Consider the following 25,350-nt stretch of genomic DNA (forward strand, 5'->3'; position numbering starts at 1 on the left):
GAAGGTGCGGGTAGCCGGGTTAAAGCTCAGCCAACCCGGCAGTGCCGAGCCATCTGCCTGAGTCGCACTCAGCGTCAGCGTGTCGCCGGTATCCGGGTCGGTGAAAGTCCCCCCAGGAACAGTGAAGTTGAAGCTGCCATTTTGTGCGATGGACTGATCGGTAACCGGGTTGGACACCACCGGCGGGAGATTACTGTTATTCACCGTCAGCCCGAAGGTGGTGCTGACCGATGCATTACTGCCATCCGTCGCGGTTATCCGGATCGTCAGGTTGCCGACATCACTGTGGCCCGGCGTGCCGGAGAAGGTACGGGTGGACGGGTTAAAGCTCAACCAGGTCGGCAGTGCCGAGCCATCCGACTGTGTCGCGCTCAGCGTCAAGGTACCGCCGCTATCCACATCGACAAAGGTACCGCCAGGCACGGTGAAACTGAACGCCGTGTCTTTGGTGGCGCTTTGGATACTGACCGGGCTCCCCACGGTAGGAGCGTCATTCACGCTGGTTACCACCAGCGATGCCTGCGCACTATTGGTAGAGAACGCACTGCTGCCGCCAGTGGTCGAGGTATCCGCCAGGCCTTTGCTGCTCCCCGTCGTCGCGATACCGCTGGTGTGATCCCACGCGCGGAAACTCAGGGTTGCGGTTTCACCGTTGGCGCTGTCCGGCACATAGCGAACCTGCGCCGTCGACCCTAACAGCAATGCCGATGAGCCTGATACCGTCCCGATAGAAAACCAGTTCGCGCCACTATCCGTGGAATACTGCCAGCCACCGTTCCCTGCCGTCGCCGTAATCGCAATGCCGCTGGACGCCCCACTGTCGACATCCCCATAACCCGCATTGCTGAGCAACGACGAGACGGTAGTAGCAGACGATGTCACATCTTCCGTCGTTGATGTCAGGGTGACCGTCACGCCGCTGGATAACGTTGGCGCATCGTTAACGCTGCTCACCGTCAGTGATGCCTGTGCACTGTTGGCGGAGAACGCACTGCTACCGCCGGAGGTCGAGGCATTCGCCAGCCCTTTGGTGGCACCGTTGGTTGCCGTACCGCTGGTTTGATCCCAGGCTCTGAAACTGAAGGTGGCGGTTTCGCCATTGGCGCTGTCTGGCATGTAGCGAATTTGCGCCGTCGCACTGAGCAGCAACGCCGACGAGCTGGATACCGTACCGACGCTGAACCAGTTGGTCCCGCTGTCCGTCGAGTATTGCCACGTTCCGTTGCCGGTCAGCGCCGTCAGCGCGATACCGCTCACAGCACCACTGTCCACATCGGCGTAGCCAGCAGAGCTCAGCAACGACGATACCGTCGTGGACGATGATGCAACGTCTTCCGTCGTGGTGGTCAACGTCACCGTCGTGCCACTGGACTAACGTCGGCGCATCGTTGACGTCGCTCACCGACAGTGACGCGTGCGCGCTATTGGTAGAGAACGCACTGCTGCCGCCCGTGGTCGAGGTATCCGCCAGCCCCTTGGTCGCCCCCGTTGTTGCTGTACCACTGGTCTGATCCCAGGCTCTGAAACTGAAGGTAGCGGTTTCGCCGTTAACGCTGTCCGGCACGTAGCGGACTCGTGCCGTCGAACTGAGCAGCAGCGCCGACGAGCTGGATACCGTACCGACGCTAAACCAGTTAGTCCCGCTGTCCGTCGAGTATTGCCACGTTCCGTTGCCGGTCAGTGCCGTCAGCGCAATACCGCTCACAGAACCACTGTCCACATCCGCGTAGCCAGCAGAACTCAGCAACGACGACACTGTCGTGGACGACGAGGTAACGTCTTCCGTCGTGGAAGTCAGGGTGACCGTCGCACCACTGGATAGCGTTGGTGAGTCGTTGACCGGCGTGATACTCAGCACCGCCTGATTGGTACCCGTGCTGTTGAGCGAACCGTCATTAAAGGTCCAGTTGAGCGTCACACTGGCCGGTGGGTCGTCAGAAGTGTTGGCATAGGTCAGGGATTGCAGTACCGCATTCACTATCGCCGACGTTGCATTGCTATTGAACGTCAGCGTCAGCGTGCCGGAGGAATTCGTTGTGACACTGCCCACCGCCGTACCGTTATAGGTGAAGTTTTGCCCTTGAGTCAGCGTCCCCAGCAGCCCACTATTGCCGAAGGTATCGACACTGTTCGCCCCACCGTTACGGGCGATTGAAATAGACGCACCGTTATAGTTGCCTTGGTTATTCAGCTCGGTATCTGCGACCGTGACATCATTGTCTATCACCACCGCGCTGCCATTTTCGGTATAGGTGGCTCCGCCGTTCAGGTTGCTGAATACGGGGGCGGTGTTGGTGGTTGAGGTTATCGACGAACTGTTAATCGCCGTCAGGCCGCCTGATGTGGCACGTAGCGCCAGCGTATTGGAACTGCCGCTGTTGGTGTACTGAATGATGAGTCCCGTGTAGGTGGCGATACCGCCAGACGGCGTTAATGTTACCGTCGTAGCGCTGCCATCATTATCGCCCGAGGTGACCGTCAGGCTATTGACGGTACCATCGACGACACTGTCGTTAGGGTCAGTCACCGAGAGCACGATATTGGTGGTGTAATCCTGATCCACCATGCCATTCGCATCGACCGCCTGAACGACAGGTACCGTGGTAAAACTGGTGCTTTGTCCGTTCTGAATCGTTGTGGGGACTGGCTGGGTGGAAAAAACCAGTCGTGTCGCTACCACATCCGGATTGATCGATGCGGATGTGACGCTGGCCAGGCTAGCAGATGCCGCCGTCAGCACGAAGTTAGCGTCAGCATCGCTGGCCGAGGTGTACTTCACACCGCTAAAGGTAGCAATACCGTTTGAAGCGGTCACCTGAGTGGTACCGGTCAGCGAGCCGCTGCCATTTTCGCTTAGCGTTACCGAGCCATTGAAATCGGTGTCGATATTGCCTCGAGCGTCAACCGCGTACACCACCGGCTGAGTAGTGAAATTAATACCACTGACCACTGAGGTGGATGGCGACTGACTGTAAATCAGTTGGGTTGCCGCCACATCAATGCTGGCACCGCTACCGTTGGTCACGCTGCTCTGGGCACCCGCAAAGGTGGAGCTTCCCGACCCGGTGGTCACATTACTGGCATTGATAGACAGTACCACCGTGTGGTGATCGGTAATGTCATTACTACTGGTGTTGTCGTTGTAATACGCCTTAATGGTGTAAGTTTCGCTACCGCCATCAGCAATCGACACATTCAGCCCGGAAAACGTGACTCGCCCGGTGCTGCTGTCGTATGTACCCGCGACGTTAGTGGCATCAGGCCCACTGAGCAGAAAGGTCATCTTGCTCAATTCTGATGATGTCGCGCTTCCACTGACGTTGGCGTATAACGCGCTGACGGTCGTGGCTACCCCGTCCGACGCACCGGTATCCGTAATCGTGAAATCCATCAGTGACGTCGCGCTGCCCACTGACGTCGCCGTGGTAGAAAACGTGGTCGCCTCGCTGGCAGCACCCGCAGTCAGCGTGGAGGTCGAGTCTTTTGGCGCAGCAGTTTTAACATCGGTGATAATGATGTTTTGAAAAAGGCCATAGTCTTCTGAGGTAAATACCACCGACGTGACATCATTCAGCGTGGTTAAGCCACTGTAGGTATGAAATGCATCCGCGCCAGGAGTAAGAGAGAAAGAACTGGTAACGCCATCTTTAACATAATAAATCGTCACGGTGCCGGTTCGAAGCTGCGTTTCGAATCCCGTCACATCAAAGGTATAGCCACTTTGTACCGAGATCTCGAAATCTATACCACTGCCGCCATTACGGTCAGATAGCGAATAGATCCCCGGGCCGATCCCACCACCAGAGGTCTGATAATTAGGGTTTGTATCTTCCTGAATATCGAGATAACTCGCGTTCTTTCCTGTGATCGTTGAGCCTGCTTTAAACGTGAAACTCGCCCCGTCGATAGTGCGCACGAACATGTTATTACTATTCGCATCGCTATCTTCTTGCGAACCGTCGACAAATGTCACCGTTGAGAGCAAATGTGAGTAATCGGATACACTCAGGGAATGGGCCTGAATATCGCCCACGGAGGTTTCGAGTACCCAGTCGCCGCCTAGCGCAGCAGCACCGGTGTTATCGTTGGAAGCCGCAATGTCAGCGCCTGTTGTATCATGCAGCAATTGCAGAAACGCGCCGCTACCCGTGGCACCGATATCACATCCGTACAGCAACAGATCCCCATCTTCCGTCAACGCGGAACCCAGCGTCGCTAAATCAGCAGAGCGTGACGCTGCCGTCGTCGTATTTAACGTCAGCGTCCCCAGCGAAACCTGCCCTTCACTGCCATGGCTGATGATATGGATCGCATCATAGCCGCTGTGTGTTTGCGCCCATTCCACCATCTGGGTCAGTCCGTCTTTGCTGCTGTCTAGCAATACGACTTCCGTTCCGGCAGGCACCTGGTCAACCAAGGTCTGGTAATCCGCCACTGAGGTATCGATAAACACCACTTCTTTGTGGGCCGTTGCCCCCGTCGCTACGGCTGCCACATCGTGACTATCAGCCGTGGCGCTCTGCGTGCTGGTATGTTGAGAAGAGGTATCGGATTGATCGGTTGTGCCATCGGCGTGGCTATTGTCGGACTGAGTTGCTGTATCAGCCGAGGCGGTTTGCGTGGTTGTTGTTTGCGAAGTCGTCGTTTGCGTTTCTGTGGTTTGCTCGGCCGTAGCGACAATCGCGCCATCAAATAACATACGGGCTTCCAGTGCATACCCTATCGGGATGTCGGAAACCGGTTCAACAGAGCAAGCCGGATGGCTGCTTTTCTTACGAAACAAATGACGCCATAACATAAAAACACCCCGACACCAGAAATAACTGCTCACAAAAAGGTTATAATTAAAAAACCGTTAAATAATAAAAACATAACCATTTAAATCGGGAATGACAGTTGGGATTTACAAGAAGGATGTCATCGATATCCACCTTGCAAGCAAGGTACTTTTTTTCAATTTGTATTTTTGTATGTATTACTTTAGCAACGCGTTGCCATCTACTCAAAAGGAAAGCAGGTTACCTGCTTTCCTTGTGAAAGCCGTCACATCAAGGGCGAACCGGATAAATACCATTCACCGCGATACAGGCTGTCAACGCTAACGACGGATCGCGCACCGGCAACGGTACGGGCACTTGAATGACTACCGGAGCAGGAGCCGTCGCATTCGGCCCCACCGAAACGGCAGCGGTTAACGGCAGACTGACATTGCCAGACGCCGTTCCCGACAACTGCCCGCCATTAGCCGTACCACTGACCGAGCCACTCGCGGTACCCGTCACGCCGCCATCCGGCCCCACCTGCCGATCGTTGGTGCCAGAAGGGGCGTAGATTTGGGCCGCCGGCCCAACAACCGTGGTCAACAAGGCTTTATCGGTCAGGTTAGCGCTACGCGCGGTGGTGGTGGACGAACCAATTTTGGCGATACCGGTGACAGGAAGACTGGCTACGGCGCTAAAAGGCAGGTTGGTGATACTGCCAGAAAGCGCCAACGAAACGGAACCGCTGGCCACAGGCGTCGTACCGGCAGTCCCATTCAACGTCAGGGTGGCGGGGTGAGTATGCGGTGGTACCTGAGGAGCAGCCAGCGTGACTGATGTAGACGCAATAACCGTTGAACCTTCCTGCCCGACTTTCTGCCCAGAACTATAAACTGGAACAGAACCATTCAGTGGACCAGTACCTATCGCCGTCCTTCCCCGCAAATCAGGCAACGCGAAGGTATTAGGCGCGCTACCACCGTAAAGGTTGCCAATCACTGCATAGAGCGCCTGATTTTGAGATACGTTCAGCGTTCGACCATCGGCAGGCAAGTAGGACTCTGGGCAATAATTGCTCGCCATGTAACAAACGGAACCCAAATAAGGCTCGTAAGCACACGCATTTGCTGACGTCGGAAGCATGGCAAAACCTAATGCGCCAGCAAGAACTGATTTGATAAGCAAACGCTGAACTCGCTTCATTACACATCTCTCCTTAGGCAGATGGCGGCCTCACCGCATAGTGAAGCGCATCTGATAATTTTAATCATATTGTTGTAACCCCCAGAGGGCGGGGCAATCAGGATGTCATGTCGTAAAACGGTGATGTGGTTAGAAACCCAACCACAATAAGAACATAGTCCAGGTGGGAGAGATTTTCCGCTGGCAGAATAAATTATTTCTTATAGCGTCACATAAAAAACTATTTAATAGAATTAACCGAATAATACATTTATCACTATCGACAGGTTTTACTTTCAACGTGTCAAAATCCGCTTTCCCGGATACCCAATGCAGCAATCCGACGCCACACCGCGCCAAGAATGGATTCTGTTTCCCCTTCCAGCATCACGCTGCCCCGTAACGGCTGTTGCGGTGGCGAGAATTGCCCCTCCTGCACCGCGAAACGTACACGGTACTGCGCCTGCACGGGTTGAGGATTGTGGTCGCGGTCGCGACGCACAGCGATCGGGCCGTGGCGATCCGACGCCAGCATTTCCTGCTGTAACCAGGCGGTACCGGTGGGCGCAATCTCTTTCAGTTGTACGACCAGGCGGGGATACGCGGGGTCATCGGCGATAAAATAGCCTTGCATCCCCACTTTCGCGCGTTTTAGCGTGTCGTCGGGTAAATACCCCTGCACTTTGCCAGCCCCCAGCCCGACCACACGCAGCAATGGCATATCCGACGTCAGCCAACGGCCTTCCGTCATATCTCGCACCACATCCCTCACCTGGCCTGCCTGCGGCGCGGTGAGAGACAAACGCTGGCGTTGCGCATCCAGCCCCCGATAGCGGGCCAATGATTCCGCCAGCTGGCGATCAAGCACCTGGGTTTCACTGGCAGTTTCCTGACGCCCGGCTCCCCGCTGCCGCTGCTGTTGCAAAATGGCAATTTGTTGACGTTCGATATTGATGCGGTAGTCCAAATCGGACGAGGTGAGATCCAGCAGTTTTTCACCGGCTTGCACCTGCTGACCGTCAGCGACATACAGCGCTTTGACCTGCGCAGGAATAGGGGCATACAGCGCGCTGACATTTTCTGCCTCCAGCACAGCGGGAATACGGATGCTGCCGCGCCAGGGAAACAGCAGCAGTACTAATACCGCCGCCACAATTAACCCTGAACGCAACAGGTTAACGGGATGAGCATTCTTACGCATGGACCACCAGATACGGGCCTCCTTCACCACCGGAAGCGCGATAAACCAGCCAATTTCCACCGACATCAACACAATACCAACCACCTTAATGAAAAAGTGGTACACCATCAGCGCAATGCCGAAAAACAGAAAAAAGCGCCATACCCACGAGGCATAACCCCATATCAACAGCTTGCGCTGCATCGATGGCGACCAGGTATGCGGTGCCGGATGACCATAACCAAACAACGCCTCGCGCAGCCGCCATCGGCACAGGGCATAGGCGCGCTCCTGCAGGTTTTCCACCCGCCAGAAATCGCTCAGCAAAAAGTACCCGTCAAAACGCATCAGCGGGTTGAGGTTAACCACCAGCGTTGTTATCCAGGTGGCGCTGGAGAGCATGAAGGCCGCAGTACGCAATGGACCATCCGGTAACAGCGCCCAGGCCAGTAACGCAACACCAGCCAGCATCAGTTCCGCCAGAATACCGCCTGCGCTAATCAATAATCGGGCGCGCTGCTCTTTCAGTTTCCAGGCATCACTGACATCGGTATAAAACAACGGGAACAGCACGATAAACGCCACGCCCATGGTCTGCACCCGGCAACCGGCACGCTTAGCCATGAAAGCATGCCCCAGTTCGTGGATAAACTTGGCGAAGACCAATGCGACACCAAAGGCCGCGGCCCCTTGCAGGCTGAACAAGTGAGGAAACGAGTGGGTATAACGCACCCAGTCACGGCTCACCAGAAAGCCCCCCAGTAGCAGTATTAACGGTAACACCACCCGCAAAAATAGCAGGCCGTAACGTTGCAGCCAGGGCCAGCAACGGTTGAGCACCGGATCAGGGCGCCATAGCGGAATGCGGAAAAACAAATATTGATGTAGAAGGGTTTTCCACAGGCTGACACGCCATGCCGCTGCTTTGATGGCATACCCTTGTCGTTGCACCGGGTCACTGGCGGCTATCAAGTCGTAATTACGCAGAAACCGCAATAACTGCTCCAGCTCGCGGCTCTGCAACGGCAAGCCCGGCTCACGGTTAGCCGCCTCCAACACCGATTGGGGATGACGCAACGACCAGTGCCGTAACAGACGTATTGCCGAAGGTGTTAGTGTGAAATAACGTCCGGTCACCGGGTCGGCCAGCACCCATTGCGGTGCGCCATCGAGACCGGTCGCCGACTCCACCAATTGCAAATCTGTTCTCAGCGCGGGCAAAAGCTGCCCCGTTCCGCTACGGGTCATAATCCAACCGACTGACGTAAAACGGCGAGTGGCCGTCGGAACAGATACACTGCCAGCGGTACATATTCACCAGAAATTTTCGCCGTACCACGCAGCCCAATGCGCGGCGGCTCACCGGTGAAACGCGCATCCAGCCGGTAAGCCAGGTTGCCCGACGGGGTCAGTTCCGATTCATACGCAATACGATCCAGCAGTGCGCCATGCGGCGTTATCGGATCGCTATCAAGAAACAAGGTGATCGGCGCATCCGGCGCCAGCCGGATCGCATCGCCGACATCCAGCTCAATACGCAAGGAGACGGAAGCCGGGTCGGCCAAATCCATCAGCCGTTCGCCGGTGCGGACCGGTTTACCGGTCCAGCGTTCGGCATCGGCAAATACCGCGATACCATCCCGCTCCGCCCGAATCTCGGTACGGCTCAGCAACGCGTTGGCATAATCGCGCTCGGCACGCTTCTGCGCCACCTGCGCGGCAAGAAAATCCAGCCGGGCTTTGGAGTCAGCATCCTGAAAAGCGCGTTGCGAGCTGGCACGGTACTCCGCTTCCGCCACGTTCAACGATCTTTCAGCCACATCCGCCTGCGCTTTCAGTGTGGTATCGTCGATACGCACCAGCACATCGCCTTTTCGCACATTCTGATTAGGTTGAACGGCAAACGCCTGAATCACCCCATCCAGCGGTGCGGCGACCACACGCCCGTTAAGCGGGATCACTTCGGCTGGTGCCAGCACCGACTGCCGCACCGGAATAAACAGACACCCCACCACAACCAAAAGCGGGATAGCCAGTTTCCAGCGCCAGCGCGTGCGCCGCCAGACCGGTTGCGGCTCCAGCGCCAGCCAGGCGTGGCTGAACGCATGGGCCAGTTGTTCCGACAGCAATTGCTCGGCGGGCTGCCAGGGCTGCTCACGGGCATACCAGATGCCGCCAAACAAACGCCCTTGCCTGTCTTTCAGCGGTGCCCACAGCACTTCGGGCACCGATAACGCCAGCCAGTCGTTACGGCTTTGATCATCTAACGCTGTCGCTTCCACCACCACACACTGCTCGTATTGCGGTTCTCGCAGCAGTTGCGTGCAGGCGCGTTCAACAAACGCCACAAAAGGGGCATGGGGCGCAGGCTGGGTCACGCCGGTCACCGCTCGCACCGTGCCGTTGATCACCAACGCGGCATGACGAAAGCCAAACAACGTCTGGCTGTCATTGACGATGCAATACGCCAGCTCGTCGACCGTGTCAGCCGAACGCGCCTGACGTTCGATATCGAGAAAACGGGCGAAGATGCGTTCGCCGGAAACGGGGGGCGTAGTACTCACGGTTTCTCCGGAAAATGTGCCGTGCCGCTCATCCCAGCCATCAGCGCGGCGTCTTTGGTTTCAATCACCCCCGTCAGGCTAAGTGTCTGGCTGCTTTCATCAATGCGTGCACCTAGTCGGGCAACGCGGGCTTGTAACGGCGTGCCGGTTTCATCTGGCGTAAAGGTGAAGGCCAGGCCGGACTTGAGTATGGGCAACCAACGAGATGGCACCAGCAGGTTAATTTCCAGATGGCGATTGTTGACGATATCCAGCACTGGCGCCCCCGGCGCTACGCTTTCATACGCCTGCGCACGACGCCTGACCACCTGGCCGTCAAACGGTGCCAGAATGCGGCAACGGTTGACCTGAATCTGGTAGACCTGACTTTCTGCCTGCGCCTGCGCCAGACGAGCGGCAGATAAAGCTACAGCGTGTCTGCCCACCGATTTGAGCTCCGCCAGTTGCTGGTTCTGGCTCAGTTCTGCTTCCGCCGCCCGCATCGCCGCCTGCGATGCCGACAATTGCGCCTGATAGATAGCGCAATCAAAACGCGCCAGCAGATCGCCTTTTTTAAACGACTCCCCTTCTCTGAACGGCATCTCCACAATGCGTCCGGCCAGGTCGCTGGAAATGGTCGCCTGATCCACCGCCACCACTATTCCACGCGCCTGATTGTCCGACGATGCCGCCATCTGATTTGGATGAGCCGGATTAATCAATAGCGGGTCATCAGCCTGCGCCTGCACATGATAAGCCAGAGCACAAACCGCCATCAGCCCAAGCGCCCGACGGAAAACGGCGTGATTGAAATTGTTCACACTAACCTGCCTTGGTTGCGCAAAGATGTGTACCCATCAGAAGACATCAAGAACAAGCCCCTGAATTTTCACCGATTAGCCCTGGTTATTTTGGCAAGTATAGTCAATCAGCAGAAACGGGAATGCGATGAGAGATAGAATCAGGTTATGAATTTGCTGAGAGGATCAACAACGACGTAATCGCCAGACGACAGAGCACAAGCAATATGATTAGCGAGCACCAAACCGCAGGCACAAAAAAACCACCTTTCGGTGGCTTTCTGCATTATGCAGACATTCATCTGCACAACTGAATTTGGAGCGGGAAACGAGACTCGAACTCGCGACCCCGACCTTGGCAAGGTCGTGCTCTACCAACTGAGCTATTCCCGCAGGGGTGTGACGTAACGTAATTTACTGTCGTTACGGGGAGCGCATTATACGAGAAACTTTCTCTCCCGCAACCCCCCTGACAAAAAATTGTGTGCAAGTGCCGACAAAATCAGCAATACGCTGAAAATCTCCGCGACAGCCAACCGTTACAACTGAATAAAGTGCTCGCGGTAGTACGCCAGTTCCGCGACCGATTCACGGATATCGTCCAGCGCCTGGTGAGTATTGCGCTTTTTAAAGCCCGCCAGAATCTCGGGTTTCCAGCGGCGCGCCAGTTCCTTGAGCGTACTGACATCCAGATAGCGGTAGTGGAAGTAGGCTTCCAGTTCCGGCATGTAGCGGAACAGGAAACGACGATCCTGCCCGATGCTGTTGCCGCAAATCGGCGATTTGCCCGCCGGTACCCACTGTTGCAGGAAGGCAATGGTTTCCCGCTGCGCCGCGTCTTCGTCAACGCGACTGGCTTTCACTCGCTCCACCAACCCGCTGGCGGTATGGGTACGCACGTTCCAGTCATCCATCAGCGCCAGCTGGCTATCAGGCTGATGCACCGCCAGCGTCGGGCCTTCTGCCAGCACGTTCAGGTTAGCGTCGGTCACCAGTGTTGCGATCTCGATGATCCGATCCCGTTCAGGATCCAGCCCCGTCATTTCCAAATCGATCCAGATCAGGTTGTTTTCATTTACCATCGTCGCGTTCCCGTGTCGCCCTTGCTATTGAAAGTTTCACCGCCAGCAGGCTGACAGGCCCGGCGGCGGTTAATTAAAATAAAATAGCGTGTATTATAGTCGCTTCCATCGCCACCGGCGATAAGCGCCGAACCAAGAGAGACTGCGTGAGTAAAAAGAAACTGTCAAAAGGTCAGCAACGGCGGGTTAGCGCCAACCATCAGCGCCGCCTGAAGCATGCCGACAGCAAGGTCGAGTGGGATGACAACCAATTGGGCGAACCGCAGGAAGGCATCATTATCAGCCGCTTTGGCATGCATGCCGATGTGGAAGCGCCGGATGGCGAGGTGCACCGCTGTAATCTTCGCCGTACTATCCCCTCACTGGTCACCGGTGACCGGGTCGTCTGGCGCGCCGGTAATGAAACGTTGGCTGGCATCAGCGGTATTGTCGAAGCGGTACACCCACGTCAGTCGGTGTTGACCCGGCCGGATTACTATGACGGTATCAAACCGATCGCCGCTAACATCGACCAGATTGTGATTGTCTCCGCCATCTTGCCGGAGCTGTCACTCAATATTATCGACCGCTATCTGGTGGCCTGTGAAACGCTGGAAGTCGAGCCGCTGATCGTGCTCAACAAAACCGACTTGCTGGATGACGAAGGCCGGGCGTTCGTAGAAGAGGTGATGGATATCTATCGCAACCTGCACTACCGGGTGCTGATGCTGTCCAGCCACACCCAACAGGGCATCGCCGAACTGGAAGCCGCGTTGACCGGCCGAGTCAGTATCTTTGCCGGGCAGTCCGGCGTCGGCAAGTCGAGCCTGCTCAATGCGTTACTCTACCCTGATGACGCCAAAATTCTGGTCAACGATGTGTCCGATGCTTCAGGGCTTGGCCAGCACACCACCACCGCCGCACGGTTGTACCACTTCCCCCACGGCGGCGACGTTATCGATTCACCGGGCGTACGCGAATTCGGCCTGTGGCATCTGGAGCCTGAGCAGGTCACACGGGGTTTTATCGAGTTTCGCGACTATCTGGGCAGTTGTAAATTCCGTGACTGCAAACACGATACCGACCCTGGCTGCGCCATCCGCGCCGCGCTGGAGCGAGGTGAGATAGCCGCTGAGCGTTTTGATAACTACCACCGCATTCTGGAGAGCATGGCGCAGGTAAAAACGCGTAAATCCTTTTCTGCTTCGGATAACTGACATTTATCGTATCCACCGCTACAATGCGCCCCTTTTTACGGCGTACCCTTAGAAAACGACGAGGCTCACTGTGCTGGACAGAATCAAGATTGCTCTACAACATCTGCTCCCGAAGGTCTGGCTGACGCAGCTGGCCGGTTGGGGAGCCAACCGCCAGGCTGGCCTGCTTACCAGACTGGTGATTGAACTGTTTGCGCGCATCTACAAGGTCAATATGCAGGAAGCGCAGCAACCCAAGGCCGCATCCTACCGTACGTTCAACGACTTTTTTGTGCGCCCGCTAAAACCGGGGATCCGTCCGGTTGACCCGCTGGCGAACCGGTTAGTATTCCCTGCCGATGGCGCCATTTCTCAGTTGGGCACCATTGACGATCTTCAGGTCTTGCAAGCCAAACAGCACAACTATTCGCTGGAAGCGCTGTTGGCCGGTAACGTCATTCTCGCTGACCTGTTTCGCGATGGCGTGTTCGTCACAACTTATCTCTCACCGCGTGATTACCACCGCGTGCATATGCCGTGTGACGGTATTTTGCGCGACATGATCTACGTGCCGGGTGACCTGTTTTCCGTTAACCCACTGACCGCTGCCAACGTGCCGAACCTGTTTGCCCGCAACGAGCGGGTGATCTGCCTGTTCGATACGCCATTCGGCCCCATGGTGCAGATACTGGTGGGCGCGACCATCGTCGGCAGTATCGAAACGGTGTGGGCGGGTGTGGTTACGCCGCCGCGTGAAGGCATCATCAAACGTTGGGCCTATCCGCTGGAAGGCGAAGACGCGGTTATTCTGGAAAAAGGCGACGAAATGGGCCGTTTCAAACTCGGCTCCACGGTCATTAACCTGTTCGCGAAAGGTCGTGTAGAGTTAATGCCCGGACTGGCCAGCCAGAGCATTACCCGTATGGGGGAAGCCATGGCCGAAGCGTTGGATGAGAGTGTACGGGCACGCATGAGTGCGGCCAACGACAGCGATACAACCGATACCACCCCCTGACCCCATCAATAACCTGAGGAGGCCAGCCGTGCGTCTGATTCTGATTTTCCTGATGGGATGCCTGTTATCAACCACGTCGCTGGCCGCCCAGTTGCCTGACGAAACGCAACTGAAACAGGAGCTGCAACAGGCTGAAACCAATAAGAACGCTCCGGCGCAAGCCGACATCGTCAAAGAGCTACAATCGGCGTTGCGGCTGCTGGATGAGCGCCGGGAGACCCGCCAACGGGCCGACCAGTACCAGCGTGCGATTGATGACTTCCCCAAACTGACCCGCGAACTGCGCCAGCAGTCTGACGCGGAAGACGCTAAACCGGCGGCCCCCCCCAAAACCACCTCGGTTAACGACCTGGAACAGCAAATCGTCCAGATCAGCAGCCAGTTACTGGAGCAAACCCGCCAGTTACAACAAGAGCAGGACCACCAGCGTGAAATCAGCGACTCGCTGGCCCAGTTGCCACAGCAGCAAACCGAAGCCAACCGCGCGCTGAGCGACGTCGAGCGGCGCGTGCAGGCGCTGGGCAACCCCACGACCCCCCTCGGTCAGGCACAACTGGCCGCGTTACAGGCTGAAGCCGCATTGCGTAAAAGTCGGCTGGAAGAGCTGGAACTGGCGCAGCTTTCCGCCAGTAACCGTCAGGAGCTCTCGCGTCTGCAAGCAGAGGTCTATAAAAAGCGGCGTGACCGGCTGGATAATCAGCTCCAATTATTACGCAGCACGCTGAATACCTTACGCCAGCGTGAGGCGGAGCAGGCATTAGAAAGAACGGAGCAACTGGCTGAGCAGGAAGGTCAGTTACCTATTGCCGTCGCCAGCCTGCTGCAAACCAACCGTGAACTGTCCATGGCGTTAAACCAGCAGGCACAGCGCATGGATCAGATTGCCGCCCGCCAGCGCCAGACCGCTGCCCAAACGCTACAGGTGCGTCAGGCGCTGAGTACGCTGCGCGAACAGGCGCAATGGCTCGGTTCCTCACCCGCGCTAGGAGAAACGTTGCGCGCTCAGGTCGCCAGACTGCCGGAAATGCCCAAACCCCAGCAACTCGATGGCGACATGGCGCAGTTGCGCGCCCAGCGCCTGCATTATGAAGATCAGCTCAACAAGCTGTCGGCAAATGGTGATCCCACCCGGCAGGATAACGGTACCCCGTTGACTGCCGCTCAGCAAAAGATCGTCAACGATCAGCAACGTACCCAGCGCGATCTACTCACGTCGCTGATTTCCGGTTGCGACACGCAAATTCTGGAACTGACCAAGTTGAAGGTCGCCAGCAACCAGTTGGAAGACGCCCTGATTGAGATCCGCGATGCAGCACACCGCTACCTGTTCTGGGTGGCGGATGTCGACCCGATTGGTTTTGCCTACCCGCTGAACCTGTTACGCGATCTGTCGCGCCTGCTCTCGCTCGATACCCTCACCCAACTCAGTGGCGCCATGCTGATGATGGTCACCAGTCAGGGAACCCTGTTACCGCTGCTGGGCGCGTTACTGCTGGTTGGTCTTAGCATCAGCTCGCGTCGTCATTACCACGCCTTTCTGGACCGTGCCAGTAGCCGGGTCGGTAAGGTGACGCTCGATTACTTCATGCTGACGCTGCGTACCGTGTTCTGGTCGGTGATGGTAGCGATGCCGCTGCCGGTACTGTGGGCAGCACTCGGCTACGGGTTACAAAACGCCTGGCCTTACCCGGTCGCCGTTGCCATTGGCGACAGTGTGACCGCCACCGTGCCGCTGATGTGGGTGGTGATGATTGGCGCTGCGTTTTCTCACCGTCAGGGACTGTTCATCGTGCATTTCGGCTGGTCGCCGAAGCAGGTGGCGCGCGCCATGCGCTACTACCGCCTTTCTATCGGCTTTATCGTGCCGCTGGTGATGGCGTTGATCACCTTCGATAACCTCAACGATCGGGCGTTTTCCAGTACGCTGGGGCGGCTGTGCTTTATCCTGCTGTGCATGGCGCTCAGTCTGGTGACCACCAGCTTAAAACGCGCCGGGATCCCGTTGTATCTGGATAAAGAAGGATCCGGTGAGAACCCGTTAAACCGTGCGATGTGGAATCTGATGATCTGCATTCCACTGATTGCCGCGCTGGCATCCTGCCTGGGCTATCTCACCACATCGCAGGCATTGCTGGCACGACTGGAAACCTCGGTCGCTATCTGGTTCTTCCTGCTGGTGATTTATCACATCATCCGCCGTTGGATGCTGATACAACGCCGCCGCATCGCGTTTGACCGCGCCAGACAACGCCGGGCCGACATGCTGGCGCAACGTGCCCGGGGCGAAGACGACAATACGACACTGTCGTCACACGAAGCCAGCGGTGACGTGGTGGAAGAACCGGTGGTGGATCTGGATGCCATCAGCGCGCGCTCACTGAAACTGGTGCGGTCTATCCTGACATTGGTCGCGCTGGTATCGGTCATCGCGCTGTGGTCGGAAATCCATTCCGCTTTTGCGTTTATGGAGAATATCAGCCTGTGGGACGTCACCAGCACGGTGAAAGGTGTAGAAAGCGTACAACCGATTACGCTGGGCTCGGTACTGATAGCGCTGCTGGTGTTTATTATTACCGCCCAGTTGGTGCGGAATCTGCCCGCGTTGCTGGAGTTGGCGGTATTGCAACACATTGAACTGTCGCCCGGTACCGGCTACGCCATTATTACCATCAGCAAGTACCTGATGATGTTGGTTGGCGGGCTGATGGGGTTCTCACTGATCGGTATCGAGTGGTCGAAATTGCAGTGGCTGGTGGCGGCACTCGGCGTGGGGCTGGGGTTTGGCTTACAGGAGATCTTCGCCAACTTTATTTCCGGGTTGATCATTTTGTTCGAAAAGCCGATCCGTATTGGCGATACCGTGACCATTCGTGATCTGACCGGCAGTGTGATGCGCATTAATACTCGTGCTACCACGATCTCCGACTGGGATCGCAAAGAGATCATCGTACCCAACAAAGCCTTTATCACCGAACAGTTCATCAACTGGTCGTTGTCTGACTCGGTCACCCGTGTGGTTCTGACCATTCCCGCTCCCGCCGATGCCAGCACGCAGGAAGTCACCACACTACTGCTGGATGCGGTGAAACGCTGTTCGCTGGTGCTGGATAACCCGCCACCGGAAGTGTTTTTGGTCGACCTGCGTCAGGGCATCCAAATTTTCGAGCTGCGTATTTTCGCCGCCGAGATGGGTCACCGTATGCCGTTGCGCCACGAACTGCACCAGCTGATTCTGGAAAGCTACCGCGAACACAATCTGGTGATGCCGTTCCCACCGTTCCAGGTGCAGATGGACTCAGTACAAATCGCCGGGCGCAACGCCACAACCGCCACCCGTACTACGGGGGGGTTGTAATGGCGCTTACGTGGTCATTTCACTGAATGCTGTTATTTCGCTGAATAAAGAAAACCACGGTAAGCAATGGCTTCCGTGGTTTCTGTCAAACTCGATTCTGAATAAGAGAAAACGGTATCAGGCGCGATCCACCGTAAATGCCATCACCTCGCCGATAGACTCGGCATTCAGCGCCAGCATCACCAGACGATCCACGCCCAGCGCCACGCCGGAACACGGCGGGATACCCGCGGCCAAGGCCGCCAGCAGGTTTTCGTCAATCGGTTGTACCGGCAGCCCACGCGCGGCGCGCTTGCGGTTGTCCTGCTCGAAGCGTTGACGCTGCTCTTTACTGTCCGTCAGTTCGCAAAAACCGTTGGCCAGCTCGATACCTTTGTAATACACCTCAAACCGCTCCGCCACGCGGTGATCCTCGGTGCTGATTTCCGCCAGCGCGGCCTGCGTGGCCGGGAAATGGTAGACGAATGCTGGTTTATCACGGCCGATCTGCGGCTCGACGCCAAATGCGAACAGCAACTGCAACAGGGTATCGCGATCCTCTTCCCGGTTCGCCACATCACCGACACCGATTTTCTCCGCCGCTTCACGCAGCTGTGCTTTATCGGCCGACAACGGGTCTACTTCCAGATGACGCTGGAACGCCTGCTGATAAGACAGCATTTCGGCGCTGTCGCATTCCAGCACCTGTTGCAGCAGGTCATCCATTTCGTTCATCAGGCGATACATATCGTAGTGGGGGCGATACCACTCCAGCATGGTGAATTCAGGATTGTGATAACGGCCGGACTCTTCGTTGCGAAAGCTGCGACACAATTGGTAAATCGGTCCACTCCCCGCTGCCAGCAAGCGCTTCATGTGGTATTCCGGACTGGTCATCAGATACAACGCCATGCCATCCGCAGCACCGGGGCCAACAAAGTGGGTCTGGAACGGGAACAGATGCACATCCGTCACCGTCGCCTGGCTCATGGCCGGTGTTTCCACCTCCAGCACGCCACGGTCTGAGAAGAAACGTCGGATTTCTTTCATTATCGACGCCCGTTTCAACAGATTGGCGACAGGGGCACTGGGTTGCCAACTGGCCGTTTCGCTCATGATTTCCACTCCACACTCAAACTGGAGATGCAGTCTACCCGTATCCCCACAACCAGACAAATTTATCCAGCGGAAGACTTTCTTCAATTTGATTTGTCGAGATTATTAAAGAAATAAAAGTGATATTTATGAATAAATCACATTTCCCGTCACGTTTTCCGGAATATGTCCGTGCGGATATTAAAAAACAGCAAAATACTGGATCACATCAAATTTCAGACATCTTCAAATCGCTATAATCATTCCCATACAAAAAAAGAGTGATTGAATCTCTCTTTATAGGTAGATCAGATATTTTTTCACTCGATTTACTGTCTTGAAATTAAAACGGAAAATAAGTGACGACGTTGGATTGCATATTATTTTCTTAATTTAATTTATTTAACTTAAGTAACTGGAGGCATGCAGTGCAAACCTTTAATGCCGATTTGGCCATTATCGGGGCCGGGGGAGCAGGTTTACGGGCCGCGATTGCTGCGGCGCAAGCAAATCCCCAACTCAAGATTGCGCTGATTTCCAAAGTCTACCCAATGCGTAGCCACACGGTGGCGGCAGAAGGTGGTTCGGCGGCGGTCACACAGGATCATGATAGCTTCGACTTCCATTTCCACGACACCGTGGCAGGGGGAGACTGGTTATGTGAACAGGACGTGGTGGACCACTTCGTGCAGAATTGCCCGCGCGAAATGACCCAGCTTGAGCAGTGGGGTTGCCCGTGGAGTCGTAAACCGGATGGTTCGGTTAACGTACGTCGTTTCGGCGGGATGAAGATCGAACGGACCTGGTTTGCTGCGGATAAAACCGGTTTCCACATGCTGCACACCTTGTTCCAGACCTCTCTGAAATACCCACAGATTCAGCGTTTCGACGAGCATTTCGTTCTGGACATCCTGGTGGATGACGGACATGCCCGTGGGGTCGTTGCCATCAACATGATGGAAGGGTCACTGATTCAGATTCGTGCCAACGCCATCGTAATGGCAACAGGCGGCGCGGGTCGCGTTTATCGCTACAACACCAACGGCGGCATCGTCACCGGTGACGGTATGGGCATGGCGTTCCGTCACGGCGTCCCATTGCGTGACATGGAATTCGTTCAGTACCACCCGACCGGTCTGCCGGGTTCCGGTATTCTGATGACCGAAGGCTGCCGCGGTGAAGGCGGTATCATGGTCAACAAAGACGGCTACCGCTATCTGCAAGACTACGGCCTCGGGCCGGAAACGCCGCTGGGCGAGCCGAAAAACAAATACATGGAACTGGGGCCGCGCGATAAAGTATCGCAAGCCTTCTGGCACGAATGGCGCGCCGGACGCACCGTATCGACCCCGCTGGGCGATGTGGTCTACCTCGACCTGCGTCATCTGGGTGAGAAGAAACTGAAAGAGCGTCTGCCGTTTATTTGCGAACTGGCAAAAGCCTACGTCGGCGTCGACCCGGTCAAAGAGCCGATTCCAATTCGTCCGACTGCGCACTACACCATGGGCGGTATCGAAACCGATCAGCAGTGTGAAACCCGCATTCAGGGCTTGTTCGCCGTTGGCGAATGTTCGTCCGTTGGTTTGCACGGTGCCAACCGCCTTGGCTCCAACTCACTGGCAGAACTGGTGGTGTTCGGCCGCGTAGCCGGTGAAAAAGCCGTAGAACGTTCGCAGTCAGCCGCACCGGCCAACGCCAGCGCACTGGATGCTCAGGCGAAAGACGTGGAACAGCGCCTGCACGCGTTGCTCAAGCAGGAAGGTACCGAAAGCTGGTCTAAAATCCGCGACGAAATGGGTATGTCGATGGAAGAAGGCTGCGGTATTTACCGTACCACCGAGCTGATGCAGAAAACCGTCGACAAGATGGCCGAGCTGAAAGAACGCTTCAAACGCGTGAAAATCACCGACCGTTCCAGCGTGTTCAATACCGATCTGCTCTACACCATCGAACTGGGCCACAGCCTGGACGTCGCCGAGTGTATGGCGCATTCCGCCATCAACCGTAAAGAATCACGTGGTGCACACCAGCGTCTGGATGAAGGCTGCACCGAACGTGATGACGTCAATTTCCTGAAGCACACGCTGGCGTTCTACAACCCGGAAGGCGCACCACGTCTGGAATACAGCGATGTGAAAATCACCAAGCTGCCGCCGGCAAAACGCGTTTACGGTGCCGAAGCAGAAGCTCAGGAGAAAAACAAGAAGGAGCAAGCGAATGGCTGATATGAAAACCCTGAAAATGGAAGTCATGCGCTATAACCCAGAGCAGGATAACGCCCCGCACTTCGATACCTACGACGTGCCGTATACCCGCGAAACCTCGCTGCTGGATGCGCTCGGCTACATCAAGGACAACCTGGCACCGGACCTGTCTTACCGCTGGTCCTGCCGTATGGCGATTTGCGGCTCTTGCGGCATGATGGTCAATAACGTGCCGAAGCTGGCCTGTAAAACCTTCCTGCGTGACTATGCCAGCAGCGGCATGAAGGTTGAAGCGCTGGGCAACTTCCCGATTGAACGCGATTTGGTGGTGGATATGACCCACTTCATCGAAAGTCTGGAAGCTATCAAGCCTTATATCATCGGCAACAACCGCACACCGGATCAGGGCCCGAACACACAGACACCGGCACAGATGGCGAAATACCATCAGTTCTCCGGTTGCATCAACTGTGGGCTGTGCTATGCCGCCTGCCCGCAGTTCGGCCTGAATCCAGAGTTCATCGGTCCTGCCGCGATTACACTGGCACACCGTTACAATCTGGACAATCGCGACCACGGTAAGAAAGAGCGTATGCCGCAACTGAACAGCGACAACGGCGTCTGGTCCTGTACCTTCGTCGGTTACTGCTCTGAAGTGTGTCCGAAGCACGTCGATCCGGCGGCTGCTATCCAGCAAAGCAAAGTGGAAAGCGCCAAAGACTTCATGATCGCCATGCTGAGACCACAATAAGGGAGGCAACAAATGATCACCAAACGTAAAGCGTATGTCCGTGGCATGACGCCCACCTGGTGGCAGAAGCTCGGTTTCTACCGTTTCTATATGCTGCGCGAAGGTACTGCGGTGCCTGCGGTCTGGTTCAGCATCGTCCTGCTGCATGGCGTGTTTTCGCTCAAAGCCGGTCCAGAAGGCTGGAACCAGTTTATCGGCTTCCTGCAAAACCCGCTGGTGCTGCTGCTCAATATCATCGCCCTGCTGGCGGCGGTATTGCACACCAAGACCTGGTTTGATCTGGCACCGAAGGCCTCCATCATCATCGTGAAAGATGAAAAAATGGGGCCGGAGCCGGTCGTTAAAGGGCTGTGGGCGGCCACTGTGGTCATCACGCTGGCGGTGCTGGCCATCGCCTTGCTGTTCTGAACAGGAGGAATCTCGTGAGTAATCAACAACCCAAACGTTCCGACGAACCACCGTTCTGGGGCCTGTTCGGCGCTGGCGGCATGTGGAGCGCGATGTTCGCGCCGGTTATCATCCTGCTTATCGGGATTTTGTTGCCGCTTGGCCTGTTCCCACAGGCGCTGACCTACGATCGTATCGCCGCGTTCAGCCACAGCCTGATTGGCCGTGCATTCCTGCTGCTGATGATTGTACTGCCGCTGTGGTGCGGTCTGCACCGTATCCACCACGCCATGCATGACCTGAAGATTCATGTTCCGGCCGGTAAATGGGTGTTCTACGGTCTGGCGGCCATCCTCTCCGTCGTCACCGTCATTGGTGTGGCAACGCTGTAACACCGACTTAATTGTTATGCGTCACGGCCCGCACTATGCGGGCCTTTTTTATTGCATCTTTGCATTCCGCTTCCTACCTTTAACCCCGAGATTAACCAACACAGGAAGCCGCAAATGAAAAGTTGGCGCGTATTGCTGACCTCATTGATCACCTTATTCACGACAGCCTGCAGCACCACACCGCCGCAGGGCGTTCAGGTCGTGGATAATTTCGACCCTGCTCGCTATATGGGAACCTGGTATGAAATCGCCCGGTTGGACAACCGTTTCGAGCGTGGTCTGGAGCAGGTTACCGCGACTTACAGCCCACGGGACGATGGCGGCATCACCGTGGTGAACCGTGGCTTCGACCCGGTGAAACGCGTCTGGCGCGAAAGTATTGGCAAGGGGTACTTCACCGGCTCGCCACAACGCGCTGCGCTGAAAGTGTCTTTCTTCGGGCCATTCTATGGCGGCTACAATGTGATAGCACTGGACAGCGACTACCGTTATGCACTGGTTTGCGGGCCAAATCGTGAATACCTGTGGATTCTCTCCCGGACACCCGACCTTCATCCCCTTGTGAAGCAGGCGCTGCTGGCGAGCGCGCAACGTAATGGCTTTCAGACGGATAAATTAATTTGGGTAAACACGAAAGCCAGTACAGGGAAATAAACAGCGGGAACCAACAGAAAGAGAAAATAAATAAAACATCGTTTTGATATTATTATTTCTGGTCATGCTAATGCCGTTCATCGGCGTATTTTCAGCCGGTTGTTATACCGGCTGTTTTATCGAATAACGTAACGGCCGATCAGCCCATAATTTTGTCGCGGAACATAAAGAATACCGCGCCCAACAGGCACAGTCCGGCCCAAATATAGTCGGTACGGAAGGGTTCTTTGAGAATCACTATCGAGAAAGGAATAAACACCGACAGACTGATCACTTCCTGCAAGATTTTCAGTTGTCCGGCTGAGGCGACCTGATAGCCAATACGGTTCGCAGGCACCTGCAACAAATATTCAAACAGTGCAATCCCCCAACTGACCAGCGCAGCCACCATCCAGGTCCGTCCACTAAAATAGCGAAGGTGCCCGTACCAGGCAAAGGTCATAAATACATTGCTGAGGGTCAGCATGAATACCGTGATAATAAGTGGGGACATAGCTCTGCTCTCTCCTTAACCAAGACGCGGCATTATTACGTTAGCCGGGATAAAATACCATCAGGGAACATTCTGGTTGTGTGAAAGAGTTTTTCAGACGGGAATCAGAGCAATGGCAACGCGTAAACCGCCCGATGGACAGTTTACGCGCCGGGAAGGTTTACTTCACGCGGGAAACGTATTCGCCAGAACGTGTATCGACCTTGATGACTTCGCCGATCTGTACGAACAACGGTACTTTCACCACAGCGCCGGTAGACAGCGTTGCCGGTTTGCCACCGGTACCGGCGGTATCCCCTTTCAGGCCCGGATCGGTTTCGGTGATTTCAGCTTCGATAAAGTTCGGCGGCTGAACGGCGATCGGACGACCATCCCACAGGGTAACGATACATTCAGCGTTGTCCTGCAACCACTTGGCGGAATCACCTACGGTTTTCGCGTCAACCTGATGCTGTTCAAAGGTTTCCGGGTGCATGAAATGGAAGAACTCCCCGTCGTTATACAGGTAGTTCATGTTGGTATCCATTACGTCAGCGCCTTCTGCCGAGTCAGTAGACTTGAAGGTTTTCTCAACGCGGGAGCCCGTCAACAGACGACGCATTTTGACACGAGCAAAAGCCTGGCCTTTACCCGGCTTCACAAACTCACTGGATTCGATAGCATACGGCTCGCCCTCGAACATGATTTTAAGACCGGAACGGAAATCGTTGCTAAAATAAGTCGCCATAATGGCCCTCTACATTGATACTGGTACTTAGCCAAAAAAATGGCACACATTGTAACCCTAAATATACCCTCCCGAGAAGATTGGTTGCAGCAACTCGCCGACGTTATTACCGATCCCGATGAATTGCTGAGACTTCTGGCACTGGATAAGCATCCGCAACTGACCGCCGGACGCGAAGCTCGCACGCTATTTCCGTTGCGGGTACCCCGTGCCTTTGCCGCTCGCATGCGGCCCGGTGACGCCCACGACCCACTGTTGCTACAGGTACTGACCGCACAAGACGAGTTTATTGTCGCGCAGGGCTTTAGCCAAGACCCACTGGACGAACAGCAGAGTGTGGTTCCGGGGTTACTGCATAAATACCACAACCGTGCCCTGCTGCTGGTGAAAGGTGGATGCGCGGTCAACTGTCGATACTGTTTCCGCCGCCATTTCCCTTATCAGGATAATCAGGGCAACAAAGCTAACTGGCGTCAGGCGCTGGATTATATCCGCCAGCACCCGCAGTTGGACGAAATCATCTTCTCCGGCGGCGACCCGTTGATGGCCAAGGATCACGAGCTGGACTGGTTGCTAACCGAACTGGAACAGATTCCGCATCTCAAGCGCTTACGCATCCATACCCGCCTGCCGGTGGTGATCCCCGCACGTATCACGGCGGAGCTTTGCCAGCGGCTGGCGCAATCTCCGCTGCAGGTGGTGCTGGTCACCCACATCAACCACGCCAATGAAATCAACGCGGAACTCACCGACAGTATGGCGCGTCTGCGTCGGGCCGGGGTGACATTGCTCAACCAAAGTGTCTTGCTACGTGGCATTAACGATCGTGTTGACGCGCTGGTGGCACTCAGCAACGCCTTATTTGATGCCGGTATTCTGCCCTACTACCTGCATGTGCTGGATAAGGTTCAAGGTGCCGCGCACTTTCTGGTACCGGATGATGAAGCTCGTACGTTGGTTCGGGGGCTGATGACGCAGGTTTCGGGCTATTTGGTGCCGAACCTGACGCGGGAAATCGGCGGTGAGGCCAGCAAAACACTGCTGGATATTGGTATGCGCCAGGAAAATCAGGGCTGAAACGCTGTCAGCGCCACGGTTATTTGCCCATGGCGCTGACAGTCTTGAATATCAAGGGCACTTATAAACCTGGCCTTGCATTTTGCTGTCCAGCGGCGCGAAGCTGGACAGGAACGTCTGACTCGGCGTGCTCACGCCATAAATCACGTTACCGCCCATGGCTGCCGCTTTATTGCGCAGATCGTTCGCCGCACCACGCATGGAGCTGCCTTCATTACCACTGCCCGACAACCAGTTAGACTGTGTGCCAGTAACGCTACCCAATAACTGGCATTGCGCTGCCGGTTTGGTGTCAGTAAAACGCACCGCCTGACCGGCAGCACTGAGATCGTTATTCGTACTGCACCCTGCCAACAGCGTGATGGCAGCCAATCCCATCAGTATTCGAGTCCGCATGCTTCTCTCCGTGATGATCGATACACTGGCCGAAGCCGGGCTAACCCGACCCGACAACCGAAAACTTATGCCGAAACAGTCTCATGTTACCACCATCAGCATG

Annotated in this window: 18 protein-coding genes, 1 tRNA gene and 1 pseudogene; 9 read left to right on the forward strand and 11 right to left on the reverse strand. The window is 55.8% G+C overall.

Annotation, left to right across the window (positions count from 1 at the left end; all coding sequences use genetic code 11):
* The 7 genes and pseudogenes from DZE2538_RS21320 to orn form a co-directional block, all read right to left on the reverse strand.
* Positions 1-4,798: pseudogene (locus tag DZE2538_RS21320) on the reverse strand (DUF4347 domain-containing protein); the annotation flags it as partial.
* A 250-nt stretch (positions 4,799-5,048) separates the two neighbouring features.
* Positions 5,049-5,963 carry a phage tail protein gene (locus DZE2538_RS17250; protein ID WP_038916869.1) on the reverse strand — a complete coding sequence of 305 codons (915 nt, stop codon included), beginning with the start codon at positions 5,961-5,963 and terminating at the stop codon, positions 5,049-5,051.
* 283 nt (positions 5,964-6,246) lie between these two features.
* Complete coding sequence (locus DZE2538_RS17255) at positions 6,247-8,370, reverse strand: HlyD family efflux transporter periplasmic adaptor subunit (protein WP_038916870.1); 2,124 nt, start codon at positions 8,368-8,370, stop codon at positions 6,247-6,249.
* The gene (locus tag DZE2538_RS17260; RefSeq protein ID WP_038916871.1) at positions 8,367-9,686 is read right to left on the reverse strand and encodes an efflux RND transporter periplasmic adaptor subunit; all 1,320 of its coding nucleotides are present in this window, start codon (positions 9,684-9,686) and stop codon (positions 8,367-8,369) included. The genes DZE2538_RS17255 and DZE2538_RS17260 overlap by 4 nt, the downstream gene beginning before the upstream one ends.
* Entirely contained in the window at positions 9,683-10,486 is an 804-nt protein-coding gene (locus DZE2538_RS17265; protein WP_023640848.1) for an efflux RND transporter periplasmic adaptor subunit, read from the reverse strand. Before DZE2538_RS17265 ends, DZE2538_RS17260 begins: the two co-directional genes overlap by 4 nt.
* A gap of 296 nt (positions 10,487-10,782) precedes the next feature.
* Positions 10,783-10,858, reverse strand: a tRNA-Gly gene (locus DZE2538_RS17270).
* A gap of 146 nt (positions 10,859-11,004) precedes the next feature.
* The gene (gene orn, locus DZE2538_RS17275) at positions 11,005-11,547 is read right to left on the reverse strand and encodes an oligoribonuclease (RefSeq protein WP_019843278.1); all 543 of its coding nucleotides are present in this window, start codon (positions 11,545-11,547) and stop codon (positions 11,005-11,007) included.
* 146 nt (positions 11,548-11,693) lie between these two features.
* Here orn and rsgA point away from each other — a divergent pair, with 146 nt between their 5' ends.
* From rsgA to mscM, 3 genes are all read left to right on the forward strand, one after another.
* On the forward strand, positions 11,694-12,743 hold the full coding sequence (rsgA, locus tag DZE2538_RS17280) for a small ribosomal subunit biogenesis GTPase RsgA (RefSeq protein ID WP_038914691.1): 1,050 nt from the start codon (positions 11,694-11,696) through the stop codon (positions 12,741-12,743).
* Positions 12,744-12,813: 70 nt separating this feature from the next.
* Entirely contained in the window at positions 12,814-13,737 is a 924-nt protein-coding gene (asd, locus tag DZE2538_RS17285; RefSeq protein ID WP_038916872.1) for an archaetidylserine decarboxylase, read from the forward strand.
* Between the two features lie 28 nt (positions 13,738-13,765).
* Positions 13,766-17,092 (forward strand): miniconductance mechanosensitive channel MscM, encoded by a 3,327-nt coding sequence (gene mscM / locus DZE2538_RS17290; RefSeq protein WP_038916873.1) that lies wholly within the window; start codon positions 13,766-13,768, stop codon positions 17,090-17,092.
* Between the two features lie 117 nt (positions 17,093-17,209).
* Here the strand turns inward: mscM and epmA are convergent, their stop codons facing one another.
* On the reverse strand, positions 17,210-18,187 hold the full coding sequence (gene epmA / locus DZE2538_RS17295; protein WP_012886304.1) for an elongation factor P--(R)-beta-lysine ligase: 978 nt from the start codon (positions 18,185-18,187) through the stop codon (positions 17,210-17,212).
* Positions 18,188-18,594: 407 nt separating this feature from the next.
* Here epmA and frdA point away from each other — a divergent pair, with 407 nt between their 5' ends.
* The 5 genes from frdA (at position 18,595) to blc (ending at position 22,554) form a co-directional block, all read left to right on the forward strand.
* Positions 18,595-20,391 (forward strand): fumarate reductase (quinol) flavoprotein subunit, encoded by a 1,797-nt coding sequence (gene frdA, locus DZE2538_RS17300; RefSeq protein WP_016940762.1) that lies wholly within the window; start codon positions 18,595-18,597, stop codon positions 20,389-20,391.
* Complete coding sequence (locus DZE2538_RS17305) at positions 20,384-21,121, forward strand: succinate dehydrogenase/fumarate reductase iron-sulfur subunit (RefSeq protein WP_012886306.1); 738 nt, start codon at positions 20,384-20,386, stop codon at positions 21,119-21,121. Before frdA ends, DZE2538_RS17305 begins: the two co-directional genes overlap by 8 nt.
* Positions 21,122-21,133: 12 nt before the next feature.
* Positions 21,134-21,529 (forward strand): fumarate reductase subunit FrdC, encoded by a 396-nt coding sequence (frdC, locus tag DZE2538_RS17310; RefSeq protein ID WP_023640851.1) that lies wholly within the window; start codon positions 21,134-21,136, stop codon positions 21,527-21,529.
* Positions 21,530-21,543: 14 nt separating this feature from the next.
* Positions 21,544-21,900 carry a fumarate reductase subunit FrdD gene (gene frdD / locus DZE2538_RS17315; protein WP_019843273.1) on the forward strand — a complete coding sequence of 119 codons (357 nt, stop codon included), beginning with the start codon at positions 21,544-21,546 and terminating at the stop codon, positions 21,898-21,900.
* Between the two features lie 114 nt (positions 21,901-22,014).
* Positions 22,015-22,554, forward strand: coding sequence for an outer membrane lipoprotein Blc (blc, locus tag DZE2538_RS17320; protein ID WP_019843272.1), 540 nt, complete (start codon positions 22,015-22,017; stop codon positions 22,552-22,554).
* 139 nt (positions 22,555-22,693) lie between these two features.
* Here blc and DZE2538_RS17325 read toward each other — a convergent pair whose 3' ends face one another.
* Complete coding sequence (locus tag DZE2538_RS17325; protein ID WP_012886310.1) at positions 22,694-23,047, reverse strand: DMT family protein; 354 nt, start codon at positions 23,045-23,047, stop codon at positions 22,694-22,696.
* A gap of 160 nt (positions 23,048-23,207) precedes the next feature.
* Entirely contained in the window at positions 23,208-23,774 is a 567-nt protein-coding gene (gene efp, locus DZE2538_RS17330; protein ID WP_019843271.1) for an elongation factor P, read from the reverse strand.
* A 39-nt stretch (positions 23,775-23,813) separates the two neighbouring features.
* Here efp and epmB point away from each other — a divergent pair, with 39 nt between their 5' ends.
* Positions 23,814-24,851 (forward strand): EF-P beta-lysylation protein EpmB, encoded by a 1,038-nt coding sequence (gene epmB, locus DZE2538_RS17335; protein ID WP_038916874.1) that lies wholly within the window; start codon positions 23,814-23,816, stop codon positions 24,849-24,851.
* Positions 24,852-24,902: 51 nt separating this feature from the next.
* Here the strand turns inward: epmB and DZE2538_RS17340 are convergent, their stop codons facing one another.
* Positions 24,903-25,247 carry a DUF4156 domain-containing protein gene (locus DZE2538_RS17340; RefSeq protein ID WP_012886313.1) on the reverse strand — a complete coding sequence of 115 codons (345 nt, stop codon included), beginning with the start codon at positions 25,245-25,247 and terminating at the stop codon, positions 24,903-24,905.
* Positions 25,248-25,350: the final 103 nt, after the last annotated feature.

The organism is Dickeya zeae NCPPB 2538 (genome assembly GCF_000406165.1).
Classification (GTDB): Bacteria; Pseudomonadota; Gammaproteobacteria; order Enterobacterales; family Enterobacteriaceae; genus Dickeya; species Dickeya zeae.